Below are 20,167 nucleotides of genomic sequence, written 5' to 3'. Positions count from 1 at the left end.
CGGCCGTCAGGGCCGCGCGGGCGGACGGCCGCCGCCTCAGTCGCCTGCGCCCGCGATGTCCTCCGGCCGCACCGGCGCGCGGGTCAGCGTGCGGCCCGTTGCGTTGCGGACCGCCGCCACGACCGCCGGGGTCGAGGAGAGCGTCGGCGGCTCGCCCGCGCCGCGCAGCCCGTAGGGAGCGTGCGGGTCGGCGTGCTCCAGCACATCGATGCGCATCGGCGGGGTGTCCAGGATGGTGGGGATGAGGTAGTCGGTGAACGACGGGTTGCGGATCACGCCGCCGGCGACCTGCACCTCCTCCATCAGCGCCAACCCGAGCCCCTGGGCGGAGCCGCCCTGGATCTGGCCGAGGAGCTGCTGGGGGTGCATCGCCCGGCCCACATCTTGGACCGCATCCAGCGCCACCACCTTCACCAGCCCCAGTTCGGTATCGACATCGACCACCGCCCGGTGGACGCACATCCCGAACTGCACATGGGAGTCGCCCTGCCCGGTGGCGGGATCGAGCATGTGCGTGGGCCGGTGGCGGAACACCCGCGTCTCCTCCACCGCCGCGGAGCCGAGCAGTTCGGCCAGCGGCACCAGCACCCCTTGGGCCGCCGAAACCACGCGGCCGCCCTCCAGCGCCAAGTCGCCGGCCGGGTGGTCCGGTGCCACCAGGCCGCGCTCGCGCACCAGCGCCAGCACCCGCTCCCGCACCGCCCGGCAGGCCGCCCGCACCGCGCCGCCGGTCACATACGACTGGCGCGAGGCCGAGGACGAACCCGCCGAGCCCACCGAGGTGTCGGCGGGGTGCACCGCCACCCGCTCCACGCCCAGTTCGGTGCGGGCGATCTGGCCCTGCAGCGTGACCAGGCCCTGGCCCACCTCGGCCGCAGCCGTGTGCACCAGCACCGCCGGCTCGCCGCCGACCGCCTCCAGGCACACCCGCGCGGTCGAATAGTCGTCGAAAGACTCCGAGAAGCACAGGTTCTTCAGCCCGACCCCGTAGCCGACACCGCGCACCACGTCCGCGCCGCGGCCGGTGTTGGCGAGCCCGCCCGGCAGCGTGCGGGGATCGTCGGGATCGTCCAGTTCGCCGCGCTCCGGCGGCAGCGGCGCCGCGCGCGCCCGCTCCAGCATTTCGGCCATCGGCAGCGGCATGTCGATCCGCTGGCCGGTGGCCAGGCGCGAACCCTGCGACAGCGCATTGCGGGCGCGCAGGTCCACCGGGTGCATGCCCAGCTCGGCGGCCAGCCGGTCCATCTGGGACTCGTAGCCGAAGCACGCCTGCACTGCGCCGAAACCCCGCATCGCCCCGCACGGCGGGTTGTTGGTGTAGACACCGTAGGCGTCCACCGACACGTGCGGGACCGCATAGGGGCCCACACCCAGCGACGACGCCACCCCCACGACCGCGCCGGTGGTCGAGGCGTAGGCGCCGCCGTCGAGCACGATTTCCAGCGCCGCATACAGCAGCCGCCCGCCGGCGTCGGCGCCGTGCTCGAAGCGCATGGCGGCGGGGTGGCGGTGAACGTGGCCGAAGAACGACTCCTTGCGGTTGTACACGAACTTCACCGGGCGGCCGGTGCGCAGCGCCAGCATGCAGGCGTGGATCTGCATGGACAGGTCCTCGCGGGCACCGAACGCGCCGCCCACCCCCGCCAGGGTGATCCGCACCCGGTCGGCGTCCAAGCCCAGGCAGGGCGCGATCTGGCCCTGGTCCACGTGCAGCCACTGGGTGGCGGCGTACAGGTCGACGCCGCCGTCGGCGGCGGGAACCGCGAGCCCCGACTCCGGGCCGAGAAAGGCCTGGTCCTGCATGCCCACCCGGTACTCGCCGCGCACCACCGCCGCGGCCCGGGCCCGCAGGCCGGCAACTGCGGCGCCGGCTGCGAAGTCGCCGGTACGCACCGGTTGGTGGCGGACGATATTGCCGCGCTGGTTGTATCCGGGGCGGACGGGCGGGTCCTGGTCCCCGTGCACCAGCGCGCAGCCGGGGTCGAAGGCGGCCTTGCGCGCGTCGGTGACGGGCTCCAGCACCTCGTAGTCGACGCGGATGCGTTCCAGGGCCCGGCGCGCGGTCTCGGGATGGTCGGCGGCGGCGATCGCCACCGGCTCGCCCTGGTAGCGCACCCGGCCCGCGGCCAGCACCGGCTGGTCCGCGATCTCCAGGCCGAACCGGTTCTCGCCGGGCACATCCTCGTGGGTGAGCACGGCCTGCACGCCCGGCACCGCCAGCGCCGCGGCCGTGTCGATCGAACGGATCCGCGCGTGGGGATGCGGGCTGCGCAGCGTCATCCCCCACAGCATGTTCTCCATCCACAGGTCCGAGGAGAAGGCGAACCCGCCGGCGGCCTTGAGGGCCCCGTCGGGGCGCCGCGGGCTGGCGCCGACGCCGTCGCGGGCGGCGGGCACCGCCGGGGCGGGTACCGGAACCATCAGCGCTGCACCTCCGCGGTGATCCTGCGGTGGGCACGGCGGCCGGCCGCCGCCGCGGTCTCGGCGGAGACGGTGCGGGACTCGCCGCGGTCGACCACGGTGGCGCCGCCAACCAGCAGGTGCTCCAGCATCGCCTGCGGGCCGAACGCCAGTGCCGCGACGGGGTCGTCGATCGCGTCGTGGCCGAAGCCGTCGACCCGCCACAGGGCGATGTCGGCCAGCTTGCCCACCTCGATCGACCCGATCTCGTCCTGCCTGCCCAGGCACCGCGCACCGCCGAGCGTGGCCATGTGCAGGGCCTGGCGGGCGCTGAGCGCGCGCGGCCCGCCGCGGGCGCGCGCCATCAGCACCGCCTGGCGCATCTCGCCGGCCAGGCCGGAGAGCTCGCTGGAGGCGGGGCCGTCGACCCCCAGCCCCACCGGCGCGCCCGCCTGCACCAGGTCGGCGGCGCGGCAGATGCCCGCGCCCAGCCGGGCGTTGGAGCTGGGGCAGTGCGCGACGCCGGTGCCTGCGGCCGCCAGCCGCGCGATCTCCTCGCCGCCGAGGTGGACGGCGTGCGCGATCCACACATCAGGGCCCAGCCACCCCAGCTCCTCGGCGTAGTCGAGGGGTGCGGCGCCGAACTCGGCCAGGCACCGCTCGTGTTCCTCGCGGGTCTCGGCGAGGTGGGTGTGCATCCGCACGCCCTTGGCGCGGGCCAGTTCGCCGGAGCGCGCCATCAGGTCGCGGCCGGCCGTGAACGGCGAGCACGGCGCGACCGCCACCCGCGTCATCGAGTCGAAGGCGGGATCGTGGTGGGCGTCGATGGCGGCCTCGGTCGCGGCGAGCGCACCGTCCAGTGTCTCGACGACGCTGTCGGGAGGCAGCCCGCCCGCTGAGCGGCCCCGGTCCATCGAGCCGCGCGCAAGGTCCAGCCGGATGCCGGCCGCGCGCACCGCCTCGACCTCGGCGGCGGCGATGTCGCCGGCGCCGGCCGGGAAGAGGTAGGGGTGGTCGGAGAGGGTGGTGCAGCCCGTCAATGCCAACCAGACCGCACCGGCGGTGGCGGTTTCGGCGGCGGTGCGGGCGTCCAGGCGGCTCCACAGCGCATAGGAGCCGGTCAGCCACTCGAACAGGGTCGAGTCGGCGAACATGGCCTGGGTGGCCCACTGGTAGAGGTGGTGGTGGGTGTTGACCAGCCCGGGGGTGGCCAGGCAGCCGCGGCCGTCGATGCGCTTGGCGCCGGGCACCTCCGGCGCCGGGCCGGCCGCGGCACGGGTGATGATCCCGTCGGTGGCCACGATGTGGCCGGGTGCGTACTCGGTGCCCTCGGTGCCGTCGCCCGCGGCGATGTGGGCGCCGTCGATCACGACGGTACTCATGGTGTTGCCTCCCTGCCGGTTGCGCTCGGTTGCGGTTGCGTGTGCGAGAGGGCGGGCGGGCAGGCCCCGCCGCCGGGCCGGCCCCGGCCTCCGGCCACCCGCGCCCGCGCAGGCGCATGCGTCCTCATCCGGATGCTCCCGGTCCGGCCGCGGCCGCATGCTGCCGTTCGGCGGCCAGCCGCACCGCGTCGATGATCTTCTCGTAGCCCGTGCACCGGCACAGGTTGCCCGCCAGCGCCTCCCGGATCTCGGCGGCGCCGGGCACGGGACCGCCCGCGCCCGCGGTGCGGGCGATGAGGTCGTGGGCCTGGACCACCAGCCCGGGCGTGCAGAACCCGCACTGCACCGCGCCCGCCTCGACGAACGCTTCCTGCACGGTGCCGAGCCGGGGAGCGGCAGCCGCATCGGAGCCCGTGCCGGTTTCGGGGGCGGAGCCGCCGCCGGTGTCCGCGGGCGCGGTCAGCCCTTCCACGGTGCGCACCCGGCGGTGCTGGACCTGGCAGGCCGCCACCAGGCACGCGCACACCGTGACTCCGTCCAGATACACAGTGCAGGACCCGCACTCGCCCTGCTCGCAGGCGTTCTTGCTGCCGGGCAGGCCCAGGCGCTCCCGCAGCACGAACAGCAGGCTCTCGCCGGCCCGGACACCGTCCGCGGCGGCTTCCTCGCCGTTCACCGTAAAAGCGACATGCATCAGCGGCCCTCCTTGAGGTGGTCCCTCCGGTAGTCGGCGGCGCACCGCTGCCAGGCGCGGCGCGCCAGCACCGACAGCGCGTGCCTGCGGTAGACGGCGCTGCCGCGCACGTCGTCGATGGGTTCGGCCGCCGCGGCCACCAGTTCCCCGAACCGCTTCGCGGCCGCCTCCGGCGGGTCGGCGCCGCCGTCCCAGTCGAACTCCGCCGCCAAGAAATCCTCGGCCTGCACGCACCGCAGCGGCCGCGGCCCGGCTGAGCCGATGCCGGTGCCGGCCTCGCGGGCGGCGGCGTCGAGCACCAGGCAGAACGAGGCGACCGCGATGACCATGGCATTGCGCGGGCCGACCTTGCCGAACCGCTGCGGGCCGGCGGGGGAAGGCAGCAGTACCGCCGCGATCAACTCGTCCTCCTCCAGCACACTGCGGCCCGGCCCCAGGTAGAACCTGCGCGCCGGCACCCGCCGCACACCGCGCACCGACACCAGTTCCACCAGCGCGCCGGCGGCCACCAGTGGCGGGTGGCAGTCGCCGGCCGGCGACGCCGTCCCCAGGTTCCCGCCGACCGAGCCGCGGTTGCGGATCTGCGGCGAGGCCACCGAGCGGGCCGCCTGCGCCAGCGCCGGGGCTTGCCCTGCCAGGTGCCCGACCACATCGGTGTAGGGCACGCCCGCCCCCAGCCGCAGATAGGGGCCTTCGGGCGCCCACTGCAACGGCTCGGCGATCCGGGTGAGGTCGAGCAGGGCCGGCGGTCGGCGCCGGTCGAAGTTCAGGTCCACCATCACGTCAGTGCCGCCCATGATCGGTACCGCGTCGGGTCGCTCGCTCTTGGCGGCCAGCGCGTCCGCCCAGGTGGCGGGGGCGATGAATTCCATCGGCGGTCCTCTTCGGCTTGCGGGCGCGGGCGGGCGCCGCGGCGGGCGGGCGGCGGCGCGCCAACCCCGGTGCCAGCAGTAGACCCCCGTGCAGCGGTCCGCGGCCAGCACGCGATGGCATGAAGTGTGCGGACGGCCACCGTTCGCTTCTCGTTGTTTCCTACAACCGCGCGCGTGGGTTAGCGTGTCCGCCACGCGGGAGGGCGCACACGGCGGCGCAGTTGCGCTGCCCGCGCCGACCGCGCCGACCCAGGGAGTGGCTGATGCGCATCAGCGATCTGGTCGCGACCGCACACCTGCAGTTGCGGTTCCTGACGGGCTCCGAGCACGCCGACCGCGAGATCGGCCGCGTCTACACCACCGACCTGCTCCACCCCGAGCGCTACCTCAGCGGCGGCGAGCTGGTGCTGACCGGGTTGATGTGGCGCCGCGGCCCGGACGATCCCGACACCTTCGTACGCGTCCTCACCGAGTCGGGCGCGGCCGGCCTGGGCGCGGGTGCCGCGTTGGGGGCCGTGCCCGCCGATCTGGTGGCCGCCTGCGAACGCCGCGGGCTCCCGTTGATCGAGGTCCCCGCCGAAACCTCCTTTGCCGCGGTCGCCGAAGAGGTGCAGCGCGCGCAGACCGGCAGCCTGCTCGCCGGCGTCGCCGAGACCCGCCGCCTCCACCGCCGGCTCATGGCCGACCTGGCCGCCGGCGCCGATTTTCCCGGCGTCTTCGCGGTGGCCGCCGAACAGGCGGGCCTGCCGTGCTGGGTGGTCTCCAGCACGGGCCGGCCGCTGGCCGCCGCCGGGACGGACCTGACACGCCAGGAACGCCAACGCCTTGCCGGGCAGGCGTTGCGGCGGCCCCGCCGGCACACCGCCGAGTTGCCCGCCCCCGGCGGGTCCGGGCGGCGGGTGACTCTGGTGCCGGTGGGGGCGCGGGAGTCCCATCCGCTCGTCGGCTGGGTGCTGGCCGTCGAGGGCGACACCGATGCCTGGCCCGAGGGCGGCGGCGAATCCGTCGACGAGCTGGCCGCCTTGGCGGGCCTGGCGCGCAGCCTGGGCGAGCAGCGGGCCGCCGACGACGCCCGCCACGTCCAAGGGCTGCCGCGGCTACTGGCGGCCCAGCGCTTCGATGAGGCCGCCGCGCTGCTGCAGGTGGCCGGTTTCCCGGACGAGGAGGAACGCGCCCGCGCCCGCCACGTGCTCGTCAGCGCCGCTCTGGTGCCCGAGCCCGCGGACTGCGACCTGGCGCGGCAGGTGCTGGACGAACTGGTGGCCGGCCTGCCCGCGGCGGCGGTGGCGGGCGACGGCGCGGCGATCGCCGTTGTCGGGGTGCCGGTGTCCGCGGCGGGGCGCGACGAGGGGGACCGGCCCGGCGGGGCCGAGACGGCCGGCGAAGCCGCGGATGCGGGCGGCGGGGCCGAGGAGCTGCGCGCCGAACTCGCCCGCCGTGCGGCGCTGCTGGAGCCGGGTCTGGGCGAACACCGCCTGGCCTTGGGCGTCAGCGCAGCGGTCCCCGGCATCGCCGCCCTGCGCGGCGCCGCACGCGAGGCCGAACACGCCCGCCGCCTGGCCGAATTGCGCGGCGGCCGTTCCCAGGTGGCCGCCGGCACCGAACTCGACTCCCACGAACTACTGCTTGCCGCGGTACCGGAGGAGGTCCGCACCTCCTACCGCGACCGCCTGCTCGGGCCGCTGATCGACTACGACAGCACCCACCGTTCGGACCTGGTGGCGACCCTGGACCGTTTCCTGCTGTACTCGGGCTCCTGGCAGCGCTGCGCAACGGAGATGCACGTGCACGTCAACACGCTGCGCTACCGCATAGGCCGTGTCGAGGAACTCACCGGCCGCGACCTGTCGAGCCTGGAGACCCGCGTCGACTTCTACCTGGCGCTGAAACTGCAGCACTGAAAGGCGCGGCACCGGCCTCCGCGGTCGGTCGTTCGCGCGCACGGCCGCCGGGTTCCCGGCCGGCGGCCCGTCATTCGCCGGCGCCGAGCCCGCACCGCTTGGCCCGCCACTGCGAGCGGCACCGTCCGGCGGTGCCGTTTTTCTGGGATAGCGTCGGCGCATGAGCGACCACGACCCCGCCGCCGGCGGGGAACTGCGCGGGGCCGGCCTCGCCGATCGGGATTTGCGGCGGGAGCTGGCTGCGGCAGCGGCGGTGCCGCGGGTGTTCACCGAGTGCGACCTCACTGGCGCCGACCTGCGCGGGACCCATCTCATCGATGCGGTCTTCACCGACTGCCGGTTGGACGGCGCGCTGTTCGACGAGGCGGCGCTGGACGGCGCGCGGTTCGCGGGAGGGACCGCCTCCGGCGCCAAGTTCGCCGGGGCCGACTGCATCGAGTCCGCCTTCGACCGCATGGACCTGGCCAACACCGAATGGTCGGGCGCCGTGCTCACCGAGGCTTCCTTTACCGCCTGCAGGCTGACGGGCGCCGGGATGTCCGGCCTGCGCGGCATCGGCTACTCCTTTGCCCGGTGCAACATGATGCTGGCCCGGTTGAAGGGCGCCGTGCTGCGCGACCAGGAGCTGACCGGGGTGCGCCTGGACGAGGCGGACCTGCGCAAGGCGGACCTGCGCGCAACCGTGTGGCAGGAGAGCCGGGTGCGCGGCGCGCTGCTGGCCGGTGCCGACTTCACCGGAGCCGACCTGCGCGGCGCCGACCTGGGCGATATCGACCTCGCCGACGCCGCGGTGCTGCGCGGCGCCACCGTCTCGCCGCAGCAGGCCGACATGCTCCTGGCGGGCCTGGGCATCCAGGTTCTCCAGGAGAGCGGGCAGCATGGCCCCGGCACCCGCGGTTGAGGCGGGACGCACGGGCGCCCGGCTGCGCCCGGTTCCCCCGGCACAGCCCGGTGGCCCCAAAAGCGCGGCCCGAACGCACTGCGGCCGGCGACCCGGTGTTCCGGGTCGCCGGCCGCTGCGTGTGCCGTAGGCCGTGTTCCGTTGGCCACCGCGTCCGCGGGGACGGTGGCGCGGCCGCGTGCGGGTTACTTGGTGTGGCCGCGCGCCGCGGTAAGCGCGAAGATGCCCGTGGCCGCCAGCCCGGTGGCCAGCATGACGATGAGCATGCTCGCCATCGTGGTGCCGCCGTGCAGCCCCGCCGCCGAGGCGAGCGTGCCGCCGATGGCGAACTGCAGCGTTCCCAGCAGGGCCGAGGCGCTGCCGGCCGAGGAGGCCGGCTGGCTGACGATGGCCAGTGTGGTCGCGTTCGGCGAGATCAGGCCGGTGCAGAACATCATCACGAACAGCACCGCGGTCACCGACACCAGGTTGGTCTGGCCCATGGCGTGCATTCCCAGCAGCAGGGCCACCGCGGCCACCGCGCCCAGCAGGCCCAGCAGCAGCCGCCGCGTGGCGTGCATCTTGCCGATGAGCGCGGCGTTGAGCTGGTTGCCCAGGATCATGCCGAGCGTGTTGATCCCGAAGATCAGGCTGAACTGCTGCGGGGTCGCGCCGAACTCCTCCTGGGAAACGAAGGAGAACGCCGAGATGTAGGTGAAGGTCATTGCAAAGCTCAGCGCCATGGTCAGCGCCGGGCCGATGAAGCGCGGGGTCGCCACCAGGCGGACGAAGTGGCGCACCATCGCCTTGGGGTCCTGGCGGACCCGCTCGTGCGCCGGCAGGCTCTCCGGCAGGCCGAAGAAGACCAGGGCGAAGCCGGCCAGGCCCGCCGCGCCCAGCACGGCGAAGATCAGCTGCCAGGGGCCCACGAGCAGCAGTTGGCCGCCCAGCAGCGGGCCGAGCATCGGAGCCAGCCCGACCAGCAGCACCAGCCGGGAGAAGAACTTGGCGGCGGAGTCGCCGTCGAAGGTGTCGCGCACCACGGCGCGCGAGATCACCATCCCGGCCGCGGCCGCCAGCCCTTGGACGAAGCGCACGGCGGTGAACACTTCGGCCGACTGCACGACCATGCACAGCACCGACGTGGCGGCGAACACGCCGATTCCCACCAGCAGCGGCTTTCGGCGGCCCAGCTGGTCGCTGAGCGGACCGATGATGAGCTGGCCCAGTGCCAGGCCGACCATGACCGCGGTCAGCGTGAGCTGGATCTGGGATTCCGGTGCGTTCAGGTCGGAGGCGATCTCCGGGAACGCGGGCAGGTACAGGTCGGTGGCCAGCGAGCTGGTCGCCGAGAGCACCCCGAGGATGAAGACGAGCAGGACAACCGACCGGCGCGGGCGGTCAGTGCGGTGAGCGGAGGCGTCCGGCGTGCGGTTGGTCCACAGGCGCGAGCGCACAGCGGTAAGGCTCACTCATACTCCAGCAGGCATGAAGAAGGATCCTTACGACAGGAAGGATCACCGGGAATAACGGAACGCGGCACCGTGAAACCGCGGGAGGGCCGGTGCGCGGTAGACGCCCCATCGCGGGGACAGCGGCTGCAACACGGTTCCCCCTTTGCTAAATCCCGGTTTCTCCTTGATCTGCGCGTGATGTGAATTACGGTGCTGAAACGCCTTATACGCAGCGGTTTCGGCCGAGGTGAGCGGGGATGCGGCGGGCTGTGCCCGGGGCTGCGGCCTTTAAGGAGCGGGGTACAGGGTTTATTAATCTTTTGGGTCCGGCGTGCATGATCGCGGCGCTGTCGGATAGCCAACCAGTACACGCAAAAGGAGGAGTTGAGGGCCTCTTCCGCGTGCGGGCGGCCGCCCTTTCGGCAAGGCCGCCCGGACACCCGGACGGGAGTACGCGCCACGCGGAAACCGTCCCCGAGGCCGGCGCCTCGCGGTCTTCGGGGGGAGCCGCAGGCGCCGGCCGGCAGCGCGCACCCGGCGCGCTGCACCCGGTGGGCAGCGTGCCCGCCCACCGGGGTCTTCAGGGGGTGGCACCGGGGCGCCGGCGTTTTCCGTCCCGCAACCGGCGCCGGCGTCCCGGTCCGTCAGGGCCACCCGGCGCACCGATGATCACGCAGGAATGCCCGGATTTCAACGGTGGGACGCGCCTTCCCGCATGCTCCCGGCGCCGCCGCAGCCTCCAGGATCTCTTCGGCGCCACGGTCCTGGGCTCCGGTCCCTGCCAGGTCCAGGGCCACGAGCGGCGCGCGGGTCCAGGGGCGGTCGGGCATGGTGGGTCTGGCTAAACCGGCCATCCGTGCAGCGAGAGAAGGTCACCTTCCAGCCACGCGCGGATGCCTTCGGCCGGGTACGCGATCGTGGCCGAGGGCAGCACGCGCGGATCGGCCCATACGAGCTTTCCGGCCTTGTCGGGTTCGGCGACGACCGGTTCACCAGCCCACCTCTCGGCGAGTAGGAACATGCCGACCCGAACGAGGTCCTCGCGCTGCCGGTGGTGGACGACGGCGGCCAGGGACAGGTCACCGGGGCCGATATCAACACCGACCTCTTCTCGGGCCTCCCTGGCCGCGCCGTGCGGTATCGGCTCGCCTTCTTCGAGGTGGCCGGAAGGCAGGTGCAGCATCCCGTCGCAGCAGCCGGTGTTCTGCCGCTCCAGCAGGAGGATTCCCTGCTCGCGGCGGAGGATCACGTGGACGTCGATGATGCTGCGGTAGCGTTCCGGCACGGGTCACCTCATCGGGCGGGTCACGAGGTCAGTGCGACCATAGTCCCCGATGGTGTTGGTGGGCCCGGAAATCAGGGATTCAATCGAGTCGGGTCCTTGCGAGGTGTCGGCAACCACGGTCCGGACCCCCGCTTGCTCCGCAGCCCCATGCAACCCGTTGGCGACGATGGCGCGGTTTAGTGCCGGGGGGATACGGCATGCAGAAGGCCCGGCGCTGCGGCTGCCTGCTTCACCAGACGTGCGCACTCACCGGCTTCCGTGGCTCTGCGACCCCAGGGAACACTAAAAGGCGTGCGGCCCGCTGACCACAGGCCGCACGCCCGTTCGGGGCTCGCACGCACCGGAACGCGTGCGGGCCCCTCCACACAGGTCGGGTGTTGCTAGTCCTCCAGTGCTCCGTCGATGGCCGCCATCAGGCTGCCTTGCGCGTCGTCGCCGTCGAGGGACCAGGCCATGATGCCGCCGAGGCCCTGTTCCTCGGCCCAGGTGACCTTCTGCCGCATGGCCGCCGGATCGTCGAAGGTCCACAGCGTCGAGCCGTTGTACAGCCAGGCGGTCCCGGCCGCTTCGTCGCGGTGCAGGGTGTATCCGTTCAGGTCCTTGAGGTTCTTGTAGTCGTCGATGCCGTCCTCGAAGGGCCCGGGCGCCGGACCGGTCGAGCTCTGGTGCAGGCCGTCGCCGCCGGGGCCGGGGGCGACGCCGGTCCAGCCGCGGCCGTAGAACGGCACGCCCATGACCAGGTCGGCCGGGTCGGCGCCGCGGTCGGTGTAGGCCTGGATCGTCTCCTGCATGCTGTAGGTCCGCGGCCCGGGGTCGCCTGGAATCGGCGTGAGGTTGGACTGGTGGTTGGTGGTCTGCTCCCAGGCGCCGTGGAAGTCATAGCCCTGCACGGTGACGAAGTCGAAGTCCTCCATCAGGGCGCCTACCTCATAGCCCGCCTCGATCTTCTCCGGGTCGGCGGCCATGAACGAGCTCAGGTCGTACTCGCGCCCGTTCTCGGCGCCCAGCGCGTCGAGCTGCTCGCGGAACTCCTGCACCAGGGCGGTGAAGTTCTGCTTGTCCTGCGGGCGGAAGGTGTTGTCGGGGTGGCCCGCCGACGCCGGCCACTCCCAGTCGAGGTCGATGCCGTCGAACACGCCCGCGGCGGCGCCGGTGCCGCCGGCCCCGTCGATGACCGGCAGGTTGCCGCGCAGGTACATGTCGATGCACGAGGCGGCCAGCCGCTCGCGCGACTCGGCGGTGAGCGCGGCGTCGGAGAGGTTCTTCGACCAGGTCCAGCCGCCCAGCGAGATGAGCACCCGCAGGCCCGGGTGTGCGGCCTTGAGCTCGCGGAGCTGGTTGAAGTTGCCGCGCAGCGGCTGGTCCCAGGTGTCGCCCTGGCCGTCGACGCTGTCGGCGGCGCCGAACGAGCGTCCGTAGTCGGCGTAGGCGTCGCCCTCGCCAGGCTGGTTGGCCATGAAGCACTGGCCGTCGGCGGAGACGTTGCCGAAGGCGTAGTTGAGGTGGGTGAGCTTCTCGGCGGTCCCACTGGTGTCGACGTCTTGGACCAGGTAGTCCCGGCCGTAGATGCCCCACTGGGTGAAGTAGCCGACACGGCGGTCGCCGCCCGCTCCCGGACCGTCGCCGCCGCCGTCGCCCGCGGCGGTGCGGGTACTCAGCGTGTCGCCTGCCGCCGAGCGGTTGCCGGCGGCGTCGTAGGCGCGCACCGAGAACGTGTACTCGGTGTCGGGCTCCAGCCCGCCCACGGTGGCGGTGGTCGCGGTACCGGTCGTGGCGGCGGCGACCTCGCCGCCGCGCAGCACCTCGTAGCCGGCGACACCGGTGTTGTCGTCGGCGGCGTCCCAGCTCAGCGTGATGCTGTCGGCGGTCCGGGAGGAGGCCGCCAGCCCGCCGGGCACGGACGGCGCCTCGGTGTCCTCATCGGGGGTTTCCCCGGAGCAGGGCGAGCCGTTGATGGTGCAGCCGGCCGGTTCGGTCGCGGTCGTACCGTCGGTGAAGGAGCCGTTGAACCCGATGCCGTAGCTGCCGCCCGCCGATACGGGCGCGCCCCAGGCGGGCGGTGTGACGGTATAGGTGCCGCCGGATCCGGTGTGCTCGGCGTTCCACAGGCTGCCCAGCTCGGTGCCGTCGGGCATGCTGAACTCGATGGTCCAGTCCGTCAAGGCGGTGTCGCCGCCGTTGATGATGGTGAGTTGGCCGCTGTACCCGGTCTCCCAGGTCTGGCCTTCGGTGTAGACGACGGTGATGTCTGCGGGGGCGGCCGCGGCGGGCGCGGCGGACAGCGGGCTCGCGGCGACCGCGGCGGCCAGGGCCGCGGCGGCTGCCGTCCTGATGCGGGGGGTTTGCACGTGCGTTCGTCTCCTGCTTCGCCGACGGGGCGGGGGATGGTGCATGGACGGGCGGGCGGGGCAGGCCGCGGGCCCGGCCTATGCGGTTCGGCGGACTTTTAGGAAACTTAACTATTTGTTTTTTCGTCTGGCAAGTGGGGCAGTGCCGCGCCCTGTGCCATGCGGCTGCCGCGCAACGTGTCCGCGTGGTGACCGGCCTGGCCGGTGAGCTGGCCGGGTGCCGCTCCAGGGCACGCCTGCAGCGGGCCTGTCCGAACCCGGTCACATGTTTTCCTTGACACGGCGTCCGGTCGGTGGGTGCGCCGGTAAGAGCGGCGGGGTGCCCGCATCCGGGGTCAGCCCGGGGCGGATTTGCCCATGTGGTCGCTGAACCACGTCATCGCCGCCCCCGCAACCTGCTCCAGGGCACCCGGCTCCTCGAACAGGTGCGTGGCATCGGGCACGACGTGCACCTCGCACTGCACGTGCAGCTTCTCCGTGGTGTCGAACGAAATCCGCACGATGGGCTCGTCCAGGCTGCCGGCGATCAGCAGCACGGGCGCGCTCACATCCGCCATCCGGTCCTCGGCCAGATCGACCCGGCCGCCGCGGGAGACCACCGCGCCCACCCGCCGCGGCCGTTCGGCCGCCGCGCGCAGCGCCGCGGCGGCGCCGGTGCTCGCCCCGAACAGCCCGACATCCAGCCCGGCGGTGGCGGGCTCCTCCGCCAGCCAGTCGACCGCGGCCGTCAGCCGCCGCGTCAGCAGCGGGATGTCGAAACGCAGCTCCCGGGTCACCTGGTCAACGCGGTCCTCGTCCTCGGTGAGCAGGTCGATGAGCAGCGTGGCGAACCCCGCCTTGTTCAGCGCGTCGGCAACCTCCCTATTGCGCGGGCTGTGCCGCGAGCTGCCGCTGCCGTGGGCGAACAGCACCACCCCCGCGACCTCCGAGTTGGCCGCCAGATCGCCCGCCAGCTCCGCATCGCCGTCCCGCACCGCCACGGTTCGCACGTCCATATCCCCTACCCCGTTCCTTCCTGCGCATCACCGCGCCCGCACCCTCGGGCACACGCGGCGGACCGGCTACTGCGGGCCTTCGGCCCCCGGATCCTCCTCAGGGCTGGAAGGGTCGGGACGCAGCGGGTCGTGGCCCAGCGTCATGAGCTCGTGGCGCCACTCTTCACCGCGTTCCTCGACCGGTGTGGCCAGCAGCGCGCCGGCCCGCTCAACGACCTCGCGCATCGTGTCGACGTCGTCGCCGGTGAGGTCGACCTGGCGCTTGTCCAGGATCTGCACGATGCGCCGGCCGATGGGGGAGACGTCCATGCCCGGCTCGGCGGGGAACCGGTCCTCTCCCGAAGCGTCGGTCAGCAGCCACCGGCGCAGTTCCTCACCGTGCATGTTCACCGTGCCGTGGAACTCGCGCCACAGCTGCTCGGTCTCGCGATCGAGGCGTTCACGGACCATGTCGACCTCCTCGGTTCGGGCAGTCCGCCGGCGCGCGCCGCGCGCACGCTCGCCGGTGCCGCTACCTGGTCCGCGCCGCCTCCAAACGCGGCCGGCGGCGCGGGCAGGGGCAACGCCGGCACCGGCACCGCGCGGCCCGCACCGCGATCGTTTACCGGCGTGCCATCTCGGTAGCGGTCGGGCACATGCTCGCCCGCTGTCGTGACCGAGCAGAAGAGGTGCTTGTGAGTATGCCGACCCAGACGGAAGAGTTCCTGCGCAACCATCCGCGCGACATCGGCGCCGACGACGTCGACCTGCTCAAGACCACTATCGAGCGGCTGGCCGCCTGCGCCCACGCGTGTACCGCCTGCGCCGACGCCTGCCTGGGCGAGCCCGACGTGGCCGCGCTCGCCGCGTGCATCCGCCTCAACCTCGACTGCGCCGATGTCTGCTCGGCCGCGGAGCAGATCCTCACGCGGCGCACCGAACCCGATCCCGACCTGCACCGCGGGCTGCTGGAGACCGCGGTCCTCTACACCCAGGCCTGCGCCCGCGAGTGCGACCGGCACGGCGAACGGCACGGGCACTGCCGGATGTGCGCGGACCGCTGCCGCCTGGCCGAGGACGCCTGCCGGCAGAGCCTGCTGCAGGTCCAGGAGCAGGCGCGAATGGCCGCCGCTGCGCGCAGTGCCCGGTGAGCGGTACCGGAGGCTCCGGACACCCGGCGACACCGAACACCGGACACGGCGGCCGGGCGGCCGCACCGGCCGCACCGGCCGCACCGGCCGGGCCGACTGGGCCGCCCGGGCCAGCGGGTGCGATCTGAAGGGAGGAGCGGACATGCCTGCACGGGAGGAACTGCCCGGCACCCTGCGGCGTTCGCCGCGCGGTGCACAGGAGACCTGGATCAAGGCGCACGACTCGGCTGTGGACACCTACGGCGAGGGCGAGCGCGCCCACCGGGTGGCCTACGCGGCGCTCAAGCACGAGTACGAGAAGGTGGGCGACCGCTGGAAGCCCAAGGAGGACAGCGGGCCCTCCGACAAGCAGGCCGCCAACCCCAAGGCGCCCAAACAGCGCGGCGGCGATGAACCCACGGCCGGCGGCGTCGACACCGGTGCCAGCAAGGAGCACCTGTACGAGCGCGCGCGGGAGGCAGGTGTCGAGGGCCGGTCGAAGATGAACAAGAGCGAGCTGGTCGACGCGCTGCAGAAGGCGAGCCGCAGCCGGACCCGCCGCGCCCGCAAGTAAGCCCGCCCGCCCCGGGTCCGGCCATGCAGCGCTCGCGCGGGCGGCCGGTCCGGCTGCGGCGGCGCGTTCAGGCCCGGGTGGTTCCGCGGGGCGGATGAACCGTGCCCGGGCCGCTGAAGGGGCGGTTCTGCGCCAGCATCCGTTCGGCGGCCGCCACGACCTCGCTGGGCTCGATGCGCAGCAATCCGGCGTCGCACACGTCGCCGTGGGGGTCGCCGCGCCCGCCCCGCCACAGGCAGGTGTGCCGGGCGCTGTCGATGCGCGGCCCCCACAGCGCCGGGTCGACGGGGCCGAACAGGACGACCGAGGGCGTGGAGTAGGCGGTGGCGAGGTGGGCCGCCCCGGTGTCGCCGCACACCATCAGGGCGGCTTGGGCCACCAGGCCCGCCAGCGCGCGCAGCGGTGTGCGCCCCGCCAGCACGTGCCCGGCGTCCAGCCCGGCCCGGTGGGCGACCTCCAGCGCGAGCGGCCGCTCCGCCTGCGACCCCGTTACCGCGACCTCCAGGCCGCGGGCGGCCAGATGGCGCGCAACGGTGGCGAACCGGTCGGCCGGCCAGCGCCGCGCAGCGTGGGCCGCACCCGGATGCACGACGGCGGTCCCGCCCGGTTGCGCCGGGTTGCGGGGCAGCGGGAGGCGCAGGTCGCCGGGGTCGGCACTGATTCCGTAGTGGGCGAGCAGCCGGCACCAGATGTCGACGTCGTGCATACCGTCGGGCCAAGCGGGCCCGTCCGGTGCGAGCGGCCCGCCGCGCCCGTCCGCGCCCGGGTGTGCGTGGGCCCACAACCTCCCGGGGCCCAGCGCTTGCAGGGCACGGGTGGACTCCGGGCCGCTGCCGTGCAGGTTGACCGCTGCATCGGGCGGGGCCGCCCGCGGCCACGGAGGGGTGTTGGGGCCCTCGGTGGGGAGCAGGTCCCACTCCAGCTCTGCCAGGGCCAGCAGTTCGGCGTGGGCGGGGGGCGCGGCGAGCCGGATGCGCCGGCCGGGGTGGGCGCGCTCCAGCGCCCGGAACGCTGGAACAGCGGTGAGGAAGTCGCCCAGGCCCAGGGCGCGCAGCACCAGCAGCTCGGGCGGCGCCGCGTCCGGGCCGCGCGGCTGCGGTGCCCGCTGCGGCAGATCGGCGCCTGCGGCCGCAGCGAGGTGCGGCCCCCGGCCGCCGGGTTGCCGGGCCTGTGCGCCTGTTCCCGCATACCCCATGTCCCGACCGCTACCGCGGCCCGCACGGTGCAAACACCCGGCGGCGGGTGCGGGCCGCAGGCGCGTGCGCCGCATTGCGGGCGCAATGCCCGGCCCGCCGGCCCGCCGGCCCGCCGGCCCGCCGGCCCGCCGGCCCCGCAGGTCAGGTGTTGGCGCGGGTCCCGCTGATCTCGGCGAGCACCGAGGCCGGATCGCGCTCCACGGCAAGGTCGCCCAGAGACACCATGCCGACGGCCCGGTTCTCCTCGACGACGGGCAGCCGCCGCACCGCGTGCTCGCGCATGATGCGCACCCCGTCGTCGATGCTGTCGCGCGGGCCGATCACCGCGAGCCGCCCGCTGAGGGCGTCGCCCACCGTCGCCTGGGCGCAGTCGGCGCCGTCGGCGACACAGCGCACGACGATGTCGCGGTCGGTCAGCACCCCGACCACCGTGTCGTTCTCGGTCACCACCACGTCGCCGATGTCCTTGTCGCGCATGATGACGGCCGCCTCGTACAGCGTGGTCTGCGGCGGCACCGTGTAGGGAGGCTGGGTCATGATCTCCCGGATCTGCTCGGCCATCAGGAATCCTCCTGGTTGCGATCTCGGTCCGCATCGGGCCGCTGCGGCAGGACGCGACCGCCGCCTGCCCGGCGCGGGCCGCGGCCTGGCTGTCATCCGGCCGCTACCGCCGGCCGCCGCCTTGAAACGCGCCCGGGTCGTTCCCGGCCGCGGGCCCGTTGAGCTGCAAGAATCCTCTGGCAGGGAGTGCGGGCCGGGAGCGCCGCCACACGGGACGGACCCGACGTTAAGCCCGGCGCCGGCGCGGGTAGCGGCGCGCTCGCCGAAGTCCGGGCGGGGATTGCGGAACCGGGCGTTCGGCGCTGCCCCCGCAACCGCCAGCGCAGGAGGACGGCAATGGGCCTGGGCCGCAGGGACGAGGCGCGACTGCACGGGATCCAGCGGCGGCTCGCCGCGGACGATCCCGATTGGTGCCGCCGGCTGCGCAACGGGTCCGCCCGGCTCGCCGAGCACGGACGCTCCGCCGGTGCCGAACCGGTGCCCTGGGCCGGTGTGCTGCTGGTGTGGGCCGCCGTACTCGCAGCGGCGCTGCTGCTGATCTCCGCGACGGCCGCCGGTGTCTGAGCGCACGCCCCGGCCCCCGCCGCATCGCCGCCGAGCCCCCGACCCGCGTTCCACGGACCAACGAACGGAGTCCCGATGACCCAGACCTCGCAGCCGGCGCGCGAGGAATCGGCACAGAACGGTCCGATCAGCGGTGGATCGGCCATCGTCGGCTGGATGTCCTCAACCGATCACAAGGTGATCGGCAAGATGTACCTCATCACGTCGTTCGGGTTCTTCCTGGCGGCCGGGATCATGGCGATGCTCATCCGCGCGGAGCTGCTGTGGCCGGGCATGCAGGTGACCACGCACGAGGGCTACAACCAGCTCTTCACGATCCACGGCACGATCATGATGCTGCTGTTCGCGACCCCCCTGTTCGTCGGGTTCGCCAACGTGATCGTGCCGCTGCAGATCGGTGCGCCCGACGTGGCCTTCCCGCGGCTGAACATGTTCAGCTACTGGCTGTTCCTGTTCGGCGGGCTGATGGTCGTGGGCGGGTTTTTCACGCCGTCGGGCGCGGCGAGCTTCGGCTGGTTCGCCTACACGCCGCTGTCGGACGAGGTGCGCTCTCCCGGGCTCGGCGGCGATTTGTGGGTGCTGGGCCTATTGGTGTCGGGGCTGGGCACCATCCTGGGCGCGGTCAACTTCATGACCACCATCGCGGTGATGCGGGCGCCGGGTATGACCATGTTCCGGCTGTCGCTGTTCACCTGGAACACCGTGTTCACCGGCGTGCTCATCCTGCTCGCGTTCCCGGTGCTGACCGCGGCGCTGGCCGCGCTGGCCGCCGACCGCATCCTGGGCGCGCAGGTCTACAACCCCGAACACGGCGGCGCGATCCTCTGGCAGCACCTGTTCTGGTTCTTCGGCCATCCCGAGGTCTACATCGTGGCCCTGCCGTTCTTCGGGATCATCACCGAGGTGGTCCCGGTGTTCTCGCGCAAACCGCTGTTCGGCTATCTGGGGATGGTCGCCGCCACCTTGACGATCACCGGGCTGTCGATGACGGTGTGGGCGCACCACATGTTCGCCACCGGCGCGGTGCTGCTGCCGCTGTTCTCGTTCATGTCGTTCCTGATCGCCGTGCCGACCGGCATCAAGTTCTTCAACTGGATCGGTACGATGTGGCGCGGCCAGCTCACGTTCCCCACGCCGATGCTGTTCGCGGTCGGGTTTCTGGTGACGTTCCTGTTCGGCGGGTTGACCGGGGTGATCCTGGCCTCGCCGCCGCTGGACTTCCACGTGACCGACTCCTACTTCGTGGTCGGCCATTTCCATTACGTGCTTTTCGGCACCGTGGTTTTCGCGATGTTCTCGGGGTTCTACTTCTGGTGGCCCAAATTTACCGGAAAGCTGCTGAACGAGGGACTGGGCAAGGCACACTTCTGGACCCTGTTCGCCGGCTTCCACACCACCTTCTTGGTACAGCACTGGCTGGGTGTGGAGGGGATGCCCCGCAGGTACGCCGATTACCTGCCCTCCGACGGCTTCACCGCGCTGAACATCGTCTCCAGCATCGGTTCGTTCGTGCTGGGAGCGTCCACGCTGTTCTTCCTCTGGAACATCTGGGTTACGGCGCGCAAGGCGCCCAAAGTCGAAACCGACGATCCGTGGGGCTACGGCGGTTCCCTGGAGTGGGCCACCACCAGCCCGCCGCCCCGGCACAACTTCACCGCGCTGCCGGCCATCCGCAGCGAACGCCCGGCCTTCGACATGAAGTTCCCGCACGCGCCGGTGCAGCGCGCGGCCCGATCGGGCGGGAGCGATGGCGGTGACGACAGCGGGGACGAGGCGGCGGCGCAGCGCTGAGCCGGCCGATCGGGCGGACCCGGCCAGCGGCGGCCCGGCGGGGAACCGGCCCGACGCGTTGCGCCCCTGCGCACGAAAGCGCGCCCGCGAGACCGGGACGGACGGTCTCGCGGGCGCGGTCGTGGGTACGGGGAGCCGATCGGCGCAGCGCGCGGCGGTGC

17 protein-coding genes are annotated in these 20,167 nt (G+C 73.1%); 6 read left to right on the top strand and 11 right to left on the bottom strand.

Features of this window, described 5'->3' with window-relative positions; all coding sequences use genetic code 11:
* Positions 1-36 precede the first annotated feature (36 nt).
* The 4 genes from ACYVD5_RS21410 to ACYVD5_RS21395 form a co-directional block, all read right to left on the bottom strand.
* On the bottom strand, positions 37-2,421 hold the full coding sequence (locus ACYVD5_RS21410; RefSeq protein WP_461002896.1) for a xanthine dehydrogenase family protein molybdopterin-binding subunit: 2,385 nt from the start codon (positions 2,419-2,421) through the stop codon (positions 37-39).
* Positions 2,421-3,782 (bottom strand): 8-oxoguanine deaminase, encoded by a 1,362-nt coding sequence (locus ACYVD5_RS21405; RefSeq protein WP_461002895.1) that lies wholly within the window; start codon positions 3,780-3,782, stop codon positions 2,421-2,423. The genes ACYVD5_RS21410 and ACYVD5_RS21405 overlap by 1 nt, the downstream gene beginning before the upstream one ends.
* Positions 3,783-3,906: 124 nt before the next feature.
* Positions 3,907-4,476, bottom strand: coding sequence for a (2Fe-2S)-binding protein (locus ACYVD5_RS21400; protein ID WP_461002894.1), 570 nt, complete (start codon positions 4,474-4,476; stop codon positions 3,907-3,909).
* Entirely contained in the window at positions 4,476-5,348 is an 873-nt protein-coding gene (locus ACYVD5_RS21395) for an FAD binding domain-containing protein (RefSeq protein ID WP_461002893.1), read from the bottom strand. The genes ACYVD5_RS21400 and ACYVD5_RS21395 overlap by 1 nt, the downstream gene beginning before the upstream one ends.
* Positions 5,349-5,611: 263 nt before the next feature.
* Here ACYVD5_RS21395 and ACYVD5_RS21390 point away from each other — a divergent pair, with 263 nt between their 5' ends.
* Both ACYVD5_RS21390 and ACYVD5_RS21385 read left to right on the top strand, forming a co-directional pair.
* Complete coding sequence (locus ACYVD5_RS21390) at positions 5,612-7,249, top strand: PucR family transcriptional regulator ligand-binding domain-containing protein (RefSeq protein WP_461002892.1); 1,638 nt, start codon at positions 5,612-5,614, stop codon at positions 7,247-7,249.
* 160 nt (positions 7,250-7,409) lie between these two features.
* Positions 7,410-8,150 (top strand): pentapeptide repeat-containing protein, encoded by a 741-nt coding sequence (locus ACYVD5_RS21385; protein WP_461002891.1) that lies wholly within the window; start codon positions 7,410-7,412, stop codon positions 8,148-8,150.
* 185 nt (positions 8,151-8,335) lie between these two features.
* On the opposite strand, the gene ACYVD5_RS21380 is transcribed toward ACYVD5_RS21385, so the two are convergent.
* The 5 genes from ACYVD5_RS21380 to ACYVD5_RS21360 all read right to left on the bottom strand — a co-directional run bounded on the left by ACYVD5_RS21380 (position 8,336) and on the right by ACYVD5_RS21360 (position 14,661).
* Entirely contained in the window at positions 8,336-9,601 is a 1,266-nt protein-coding gene (locus ACYVD5_RS21380; protein WP_461002890.1) for a multidrug effflux MFS transporter, read from the bottom strand.
* An 823-nt stretch (positions 9,602-10,424) separates the two neighbouring features.
* On the bottom strand, positions 10,425-10,868 hold the full coding sequence (locus tag ACYVD5_RS21375; RefSeq protein ID WP_461002889.1) for an NUDIX hydrolase: 444 nt from the start codon (positions 10,866-10,868) through the stop codon (positions 10,425-10,427).
* 380 nt (positions 10,869-11,248) lie between these two features.
* Positions 11,249-13,261 carry a glycosyl hydrolase family 18 protein gene (locus ACYVD5_RS21370; protein WP_461002888.1) on the bottom strand — a complete coding sequence of 671 codons (2,013 nt, stop codon included), beginning with the start codon at positions 13,259-13,261 and terminating at the stop codon, positions 11,249-11,251.
* 290 nt (positions 13,262-13,551) lie between these two features.
* Positions 13,552-14,211, bottom strand: coding sequence for a dienelactone hydrolase family protein (locus tag ACYVD5_RS21365; protein WP_461002887.1), 660 nt, complete (start codon positions 14,209-14,211; stop codon positions 13,552-13,554).
* Between the two features lie 66 nt (positions 14,212-14,277).
* The gene (locus tag ACYVD5_RS21360; protein WP_461002886.1) at positions 14,278-14,661 is read right to left on the bottom strand and encodes a DUF3140 domain-containing protein; all 384 of its coding nucleotides are present in this window, start codon (positions 14,659-14,661) and stop codon (positions 14,278-14,280) included.
* Positions 14,662-14,891: 230 nt separating this feature from the next.
* Between ACYVD5_RS21360 and ACYVD5_RS21355 the strand changes: the two genes are divergently transcribed.
* Complete coding sequence (locus ACYVD5_RS21355; protein WP_461002885.1) at positions 14,892-15,341, top strand: four-helix bundle copper-binding protein; 450 nt, start codon at positions 14,892-14,894, stop codon at positions 15,339-15,341.
* Between the two features lie 142 nt (positions 15,342-15,483).
* Entirely contained in the window at positions 15,484-15,894 is a 411-nt protein-coding gene (locus tag ACYVD5_RS21350) for a ChaB family protein (RefSeq protein ID WP_461002884.1), read from the top strand.
* Positions 15,895-15,961: 67 nt separating this feature from the next.
* Here the strand turns inward: ACYVD5_RS21350 and ACYVD5_RS21345 are convergent, their stop codons facing one another.
* Complete coding sequence (locus tag ACYVD5_RS21345) at positions 15,962-17,089, bottom strand: glycosyltransferase family 9 protein (RefSeq protein WP_461002883.1); 1,128 nt, start codon at positions 17,087-17,089, stop codon at positions 15,962-15,964.
* A 142-nt stretch (positions 17,090-17,231) separates the two neighbouring features.
* Entirely contained in the window at positions 17,232-17,651 is a 420-nt protein-coding gene (locus ACYVD5_RS21340) for a CBS domain-containing protein (RefSeq protein WP_461002882.1), read from the bottom strand.
* 336 nt (positions 17,652-17,987) lie between these two features.
* Here ACYVD5_RS21340 and ACYVD5_RS21335 point away from each other — a divergent pair, with 336 nt between their 5' ends.
* The gene (locus ACYVD5_RS21335) at positions 17,988-18,215 is read left to right on the top strand and encodes a DUF3040 domain-containing protein (RefSeq protein ID WP_461002881.1); all 228 of its coding nucleotides are present in this window, start codon (positions 17,988-17,990) and stop codon (positions 18,213-18,215) included.
* Between the two features lie 75 nt (positions 18,216-18,290).
* On the top strand, positions 18,291-20,006 hold the full coding sequence (gene ctaD / locus ACYVD5_RS21330; protein WP_461002880.1) for an aa3-type cytochrome oxidase subunit I: 1,716 nt from the start codon (positions 18,291-18,293) through the stop codon (positions 20,004-20,006).
* Positions 20,007-20,167 lie beyond the last annotated feature (161 nt).

It is taken from the genome of Streptomonospora sediminis, from assembly GCF_054778995.1.
This window is presented reverse-complemented; position numbering and strand designations above follow the sequence as displayed.

Bases quoted from the DNA above. Each gene is read 5' to 3' on its own strand.
- ACYVD5_RS21410 (WP_461002896.1), bottom strand. From the start codon at position 2,421: ATGGTTCCGGTACCCGCCCCGGCGGTGCCCGCCGCCCGCGACGGCGTC.
- ACYVD5_RS21405 (WP_461002895.1), bottom strand. From the start codon at position 3,782: ATGAGTACCGTCGTGATCGACGGCGCCCACATCGCCGCGGGCGACGGC.
- ACYVD5_RS21400 (WP_461002894.1), bottom strand. From the start codon at position 4,476: ATGCATGTCGCTTTTACGGTGAACGGCGAGGAAGCCGCCGCGGACGGT.
- ACYVD5_RS21395 (WP_461002893.1), bottom strand. From the start codon at position 5,348: ATGGAATTCATCGCCCCCGCCACCTGGGCGGACGCGCTGGCCGCCAAG.
- ACYVD5_RS21390 (WP_461002892.1), top strand. From the start codon at position 5,612: ATGCGCATCAGCGATCTGGTCGCGACCGCACACCTGCAGTTGCGGTTC.
- ACYVD5_RS21385 (WP_461002891.1), top strand. From the start codon at position 7,410: ATGAGCGACCACGACCCCGCCGCCGGCGGGGAACTGCGCGGGGCCGGC.
- ACYVD5_RS21370 (WP_461002888.1), bottom strand. From the start codon at position 13,261: ATGCACCATCCCCCGCCCCGTCGGCGAAGCAGGAGACGAACGCACGTG.
- ACYVD5_RS21365 (WP_461002887.1), bottom strand. From the start codon at position 14,211: ATGGACGTGCGAACCGTGGCGGTGCGGGACGGCGATGCGGAGCTGGCG.
- ACYVD5_RS21360 (WP_461002886.1), bottom strand. From the start codon at position 14,661: ATGGTCCGTGAACGCCTCGATCGCGAGACCGAGCAGCTGTGGCGCGAG.
- ACYVD5_RS21355 (WP_461002885.1), top strand. From the start codon at position 14,892: ATGCCGACCCAGACGGAAGAGTTCCTGCGCAACCATCCGCGCGACATC.
- ACYVD5_RS21350 (WP_461002884.1), top strand. From the start codon at position 15,484: ATGCCTGCACGGGAGGAACTGCCCGGCACCCTGCGGCGTTCGCCGCGC.
- ACYVD5_RS21345 (WP_461002883.1), bottom strand. From the start codon at position 17,089: ATGGGGTATGCGGGAACAGGCGCACAGGCCCGGCAACCCGGCGGCCGG.
- ACYVD5_RS21340 (WP_461002882.1), bottom strand. From the start codon at position 17,651: ATGGCCGAGCAGATCCGGGAGATCATGACCCAGCCTCCCTACACGGTG.
- ACYVD5_RS21335 (WP_461002881.1), top strand. From the start codon at position 17,988: ATGGGCCTGGGCCGCAGGGACGAGGCGCGACTGCACGGGATCCAGCGG.
- ctaD (WP_461002880.1), top strand. From the start codon at position 18,291: ATGACCCAGACCTCGCAGCCGGCGCGCGAGGAATCGGCACAGAACGGT.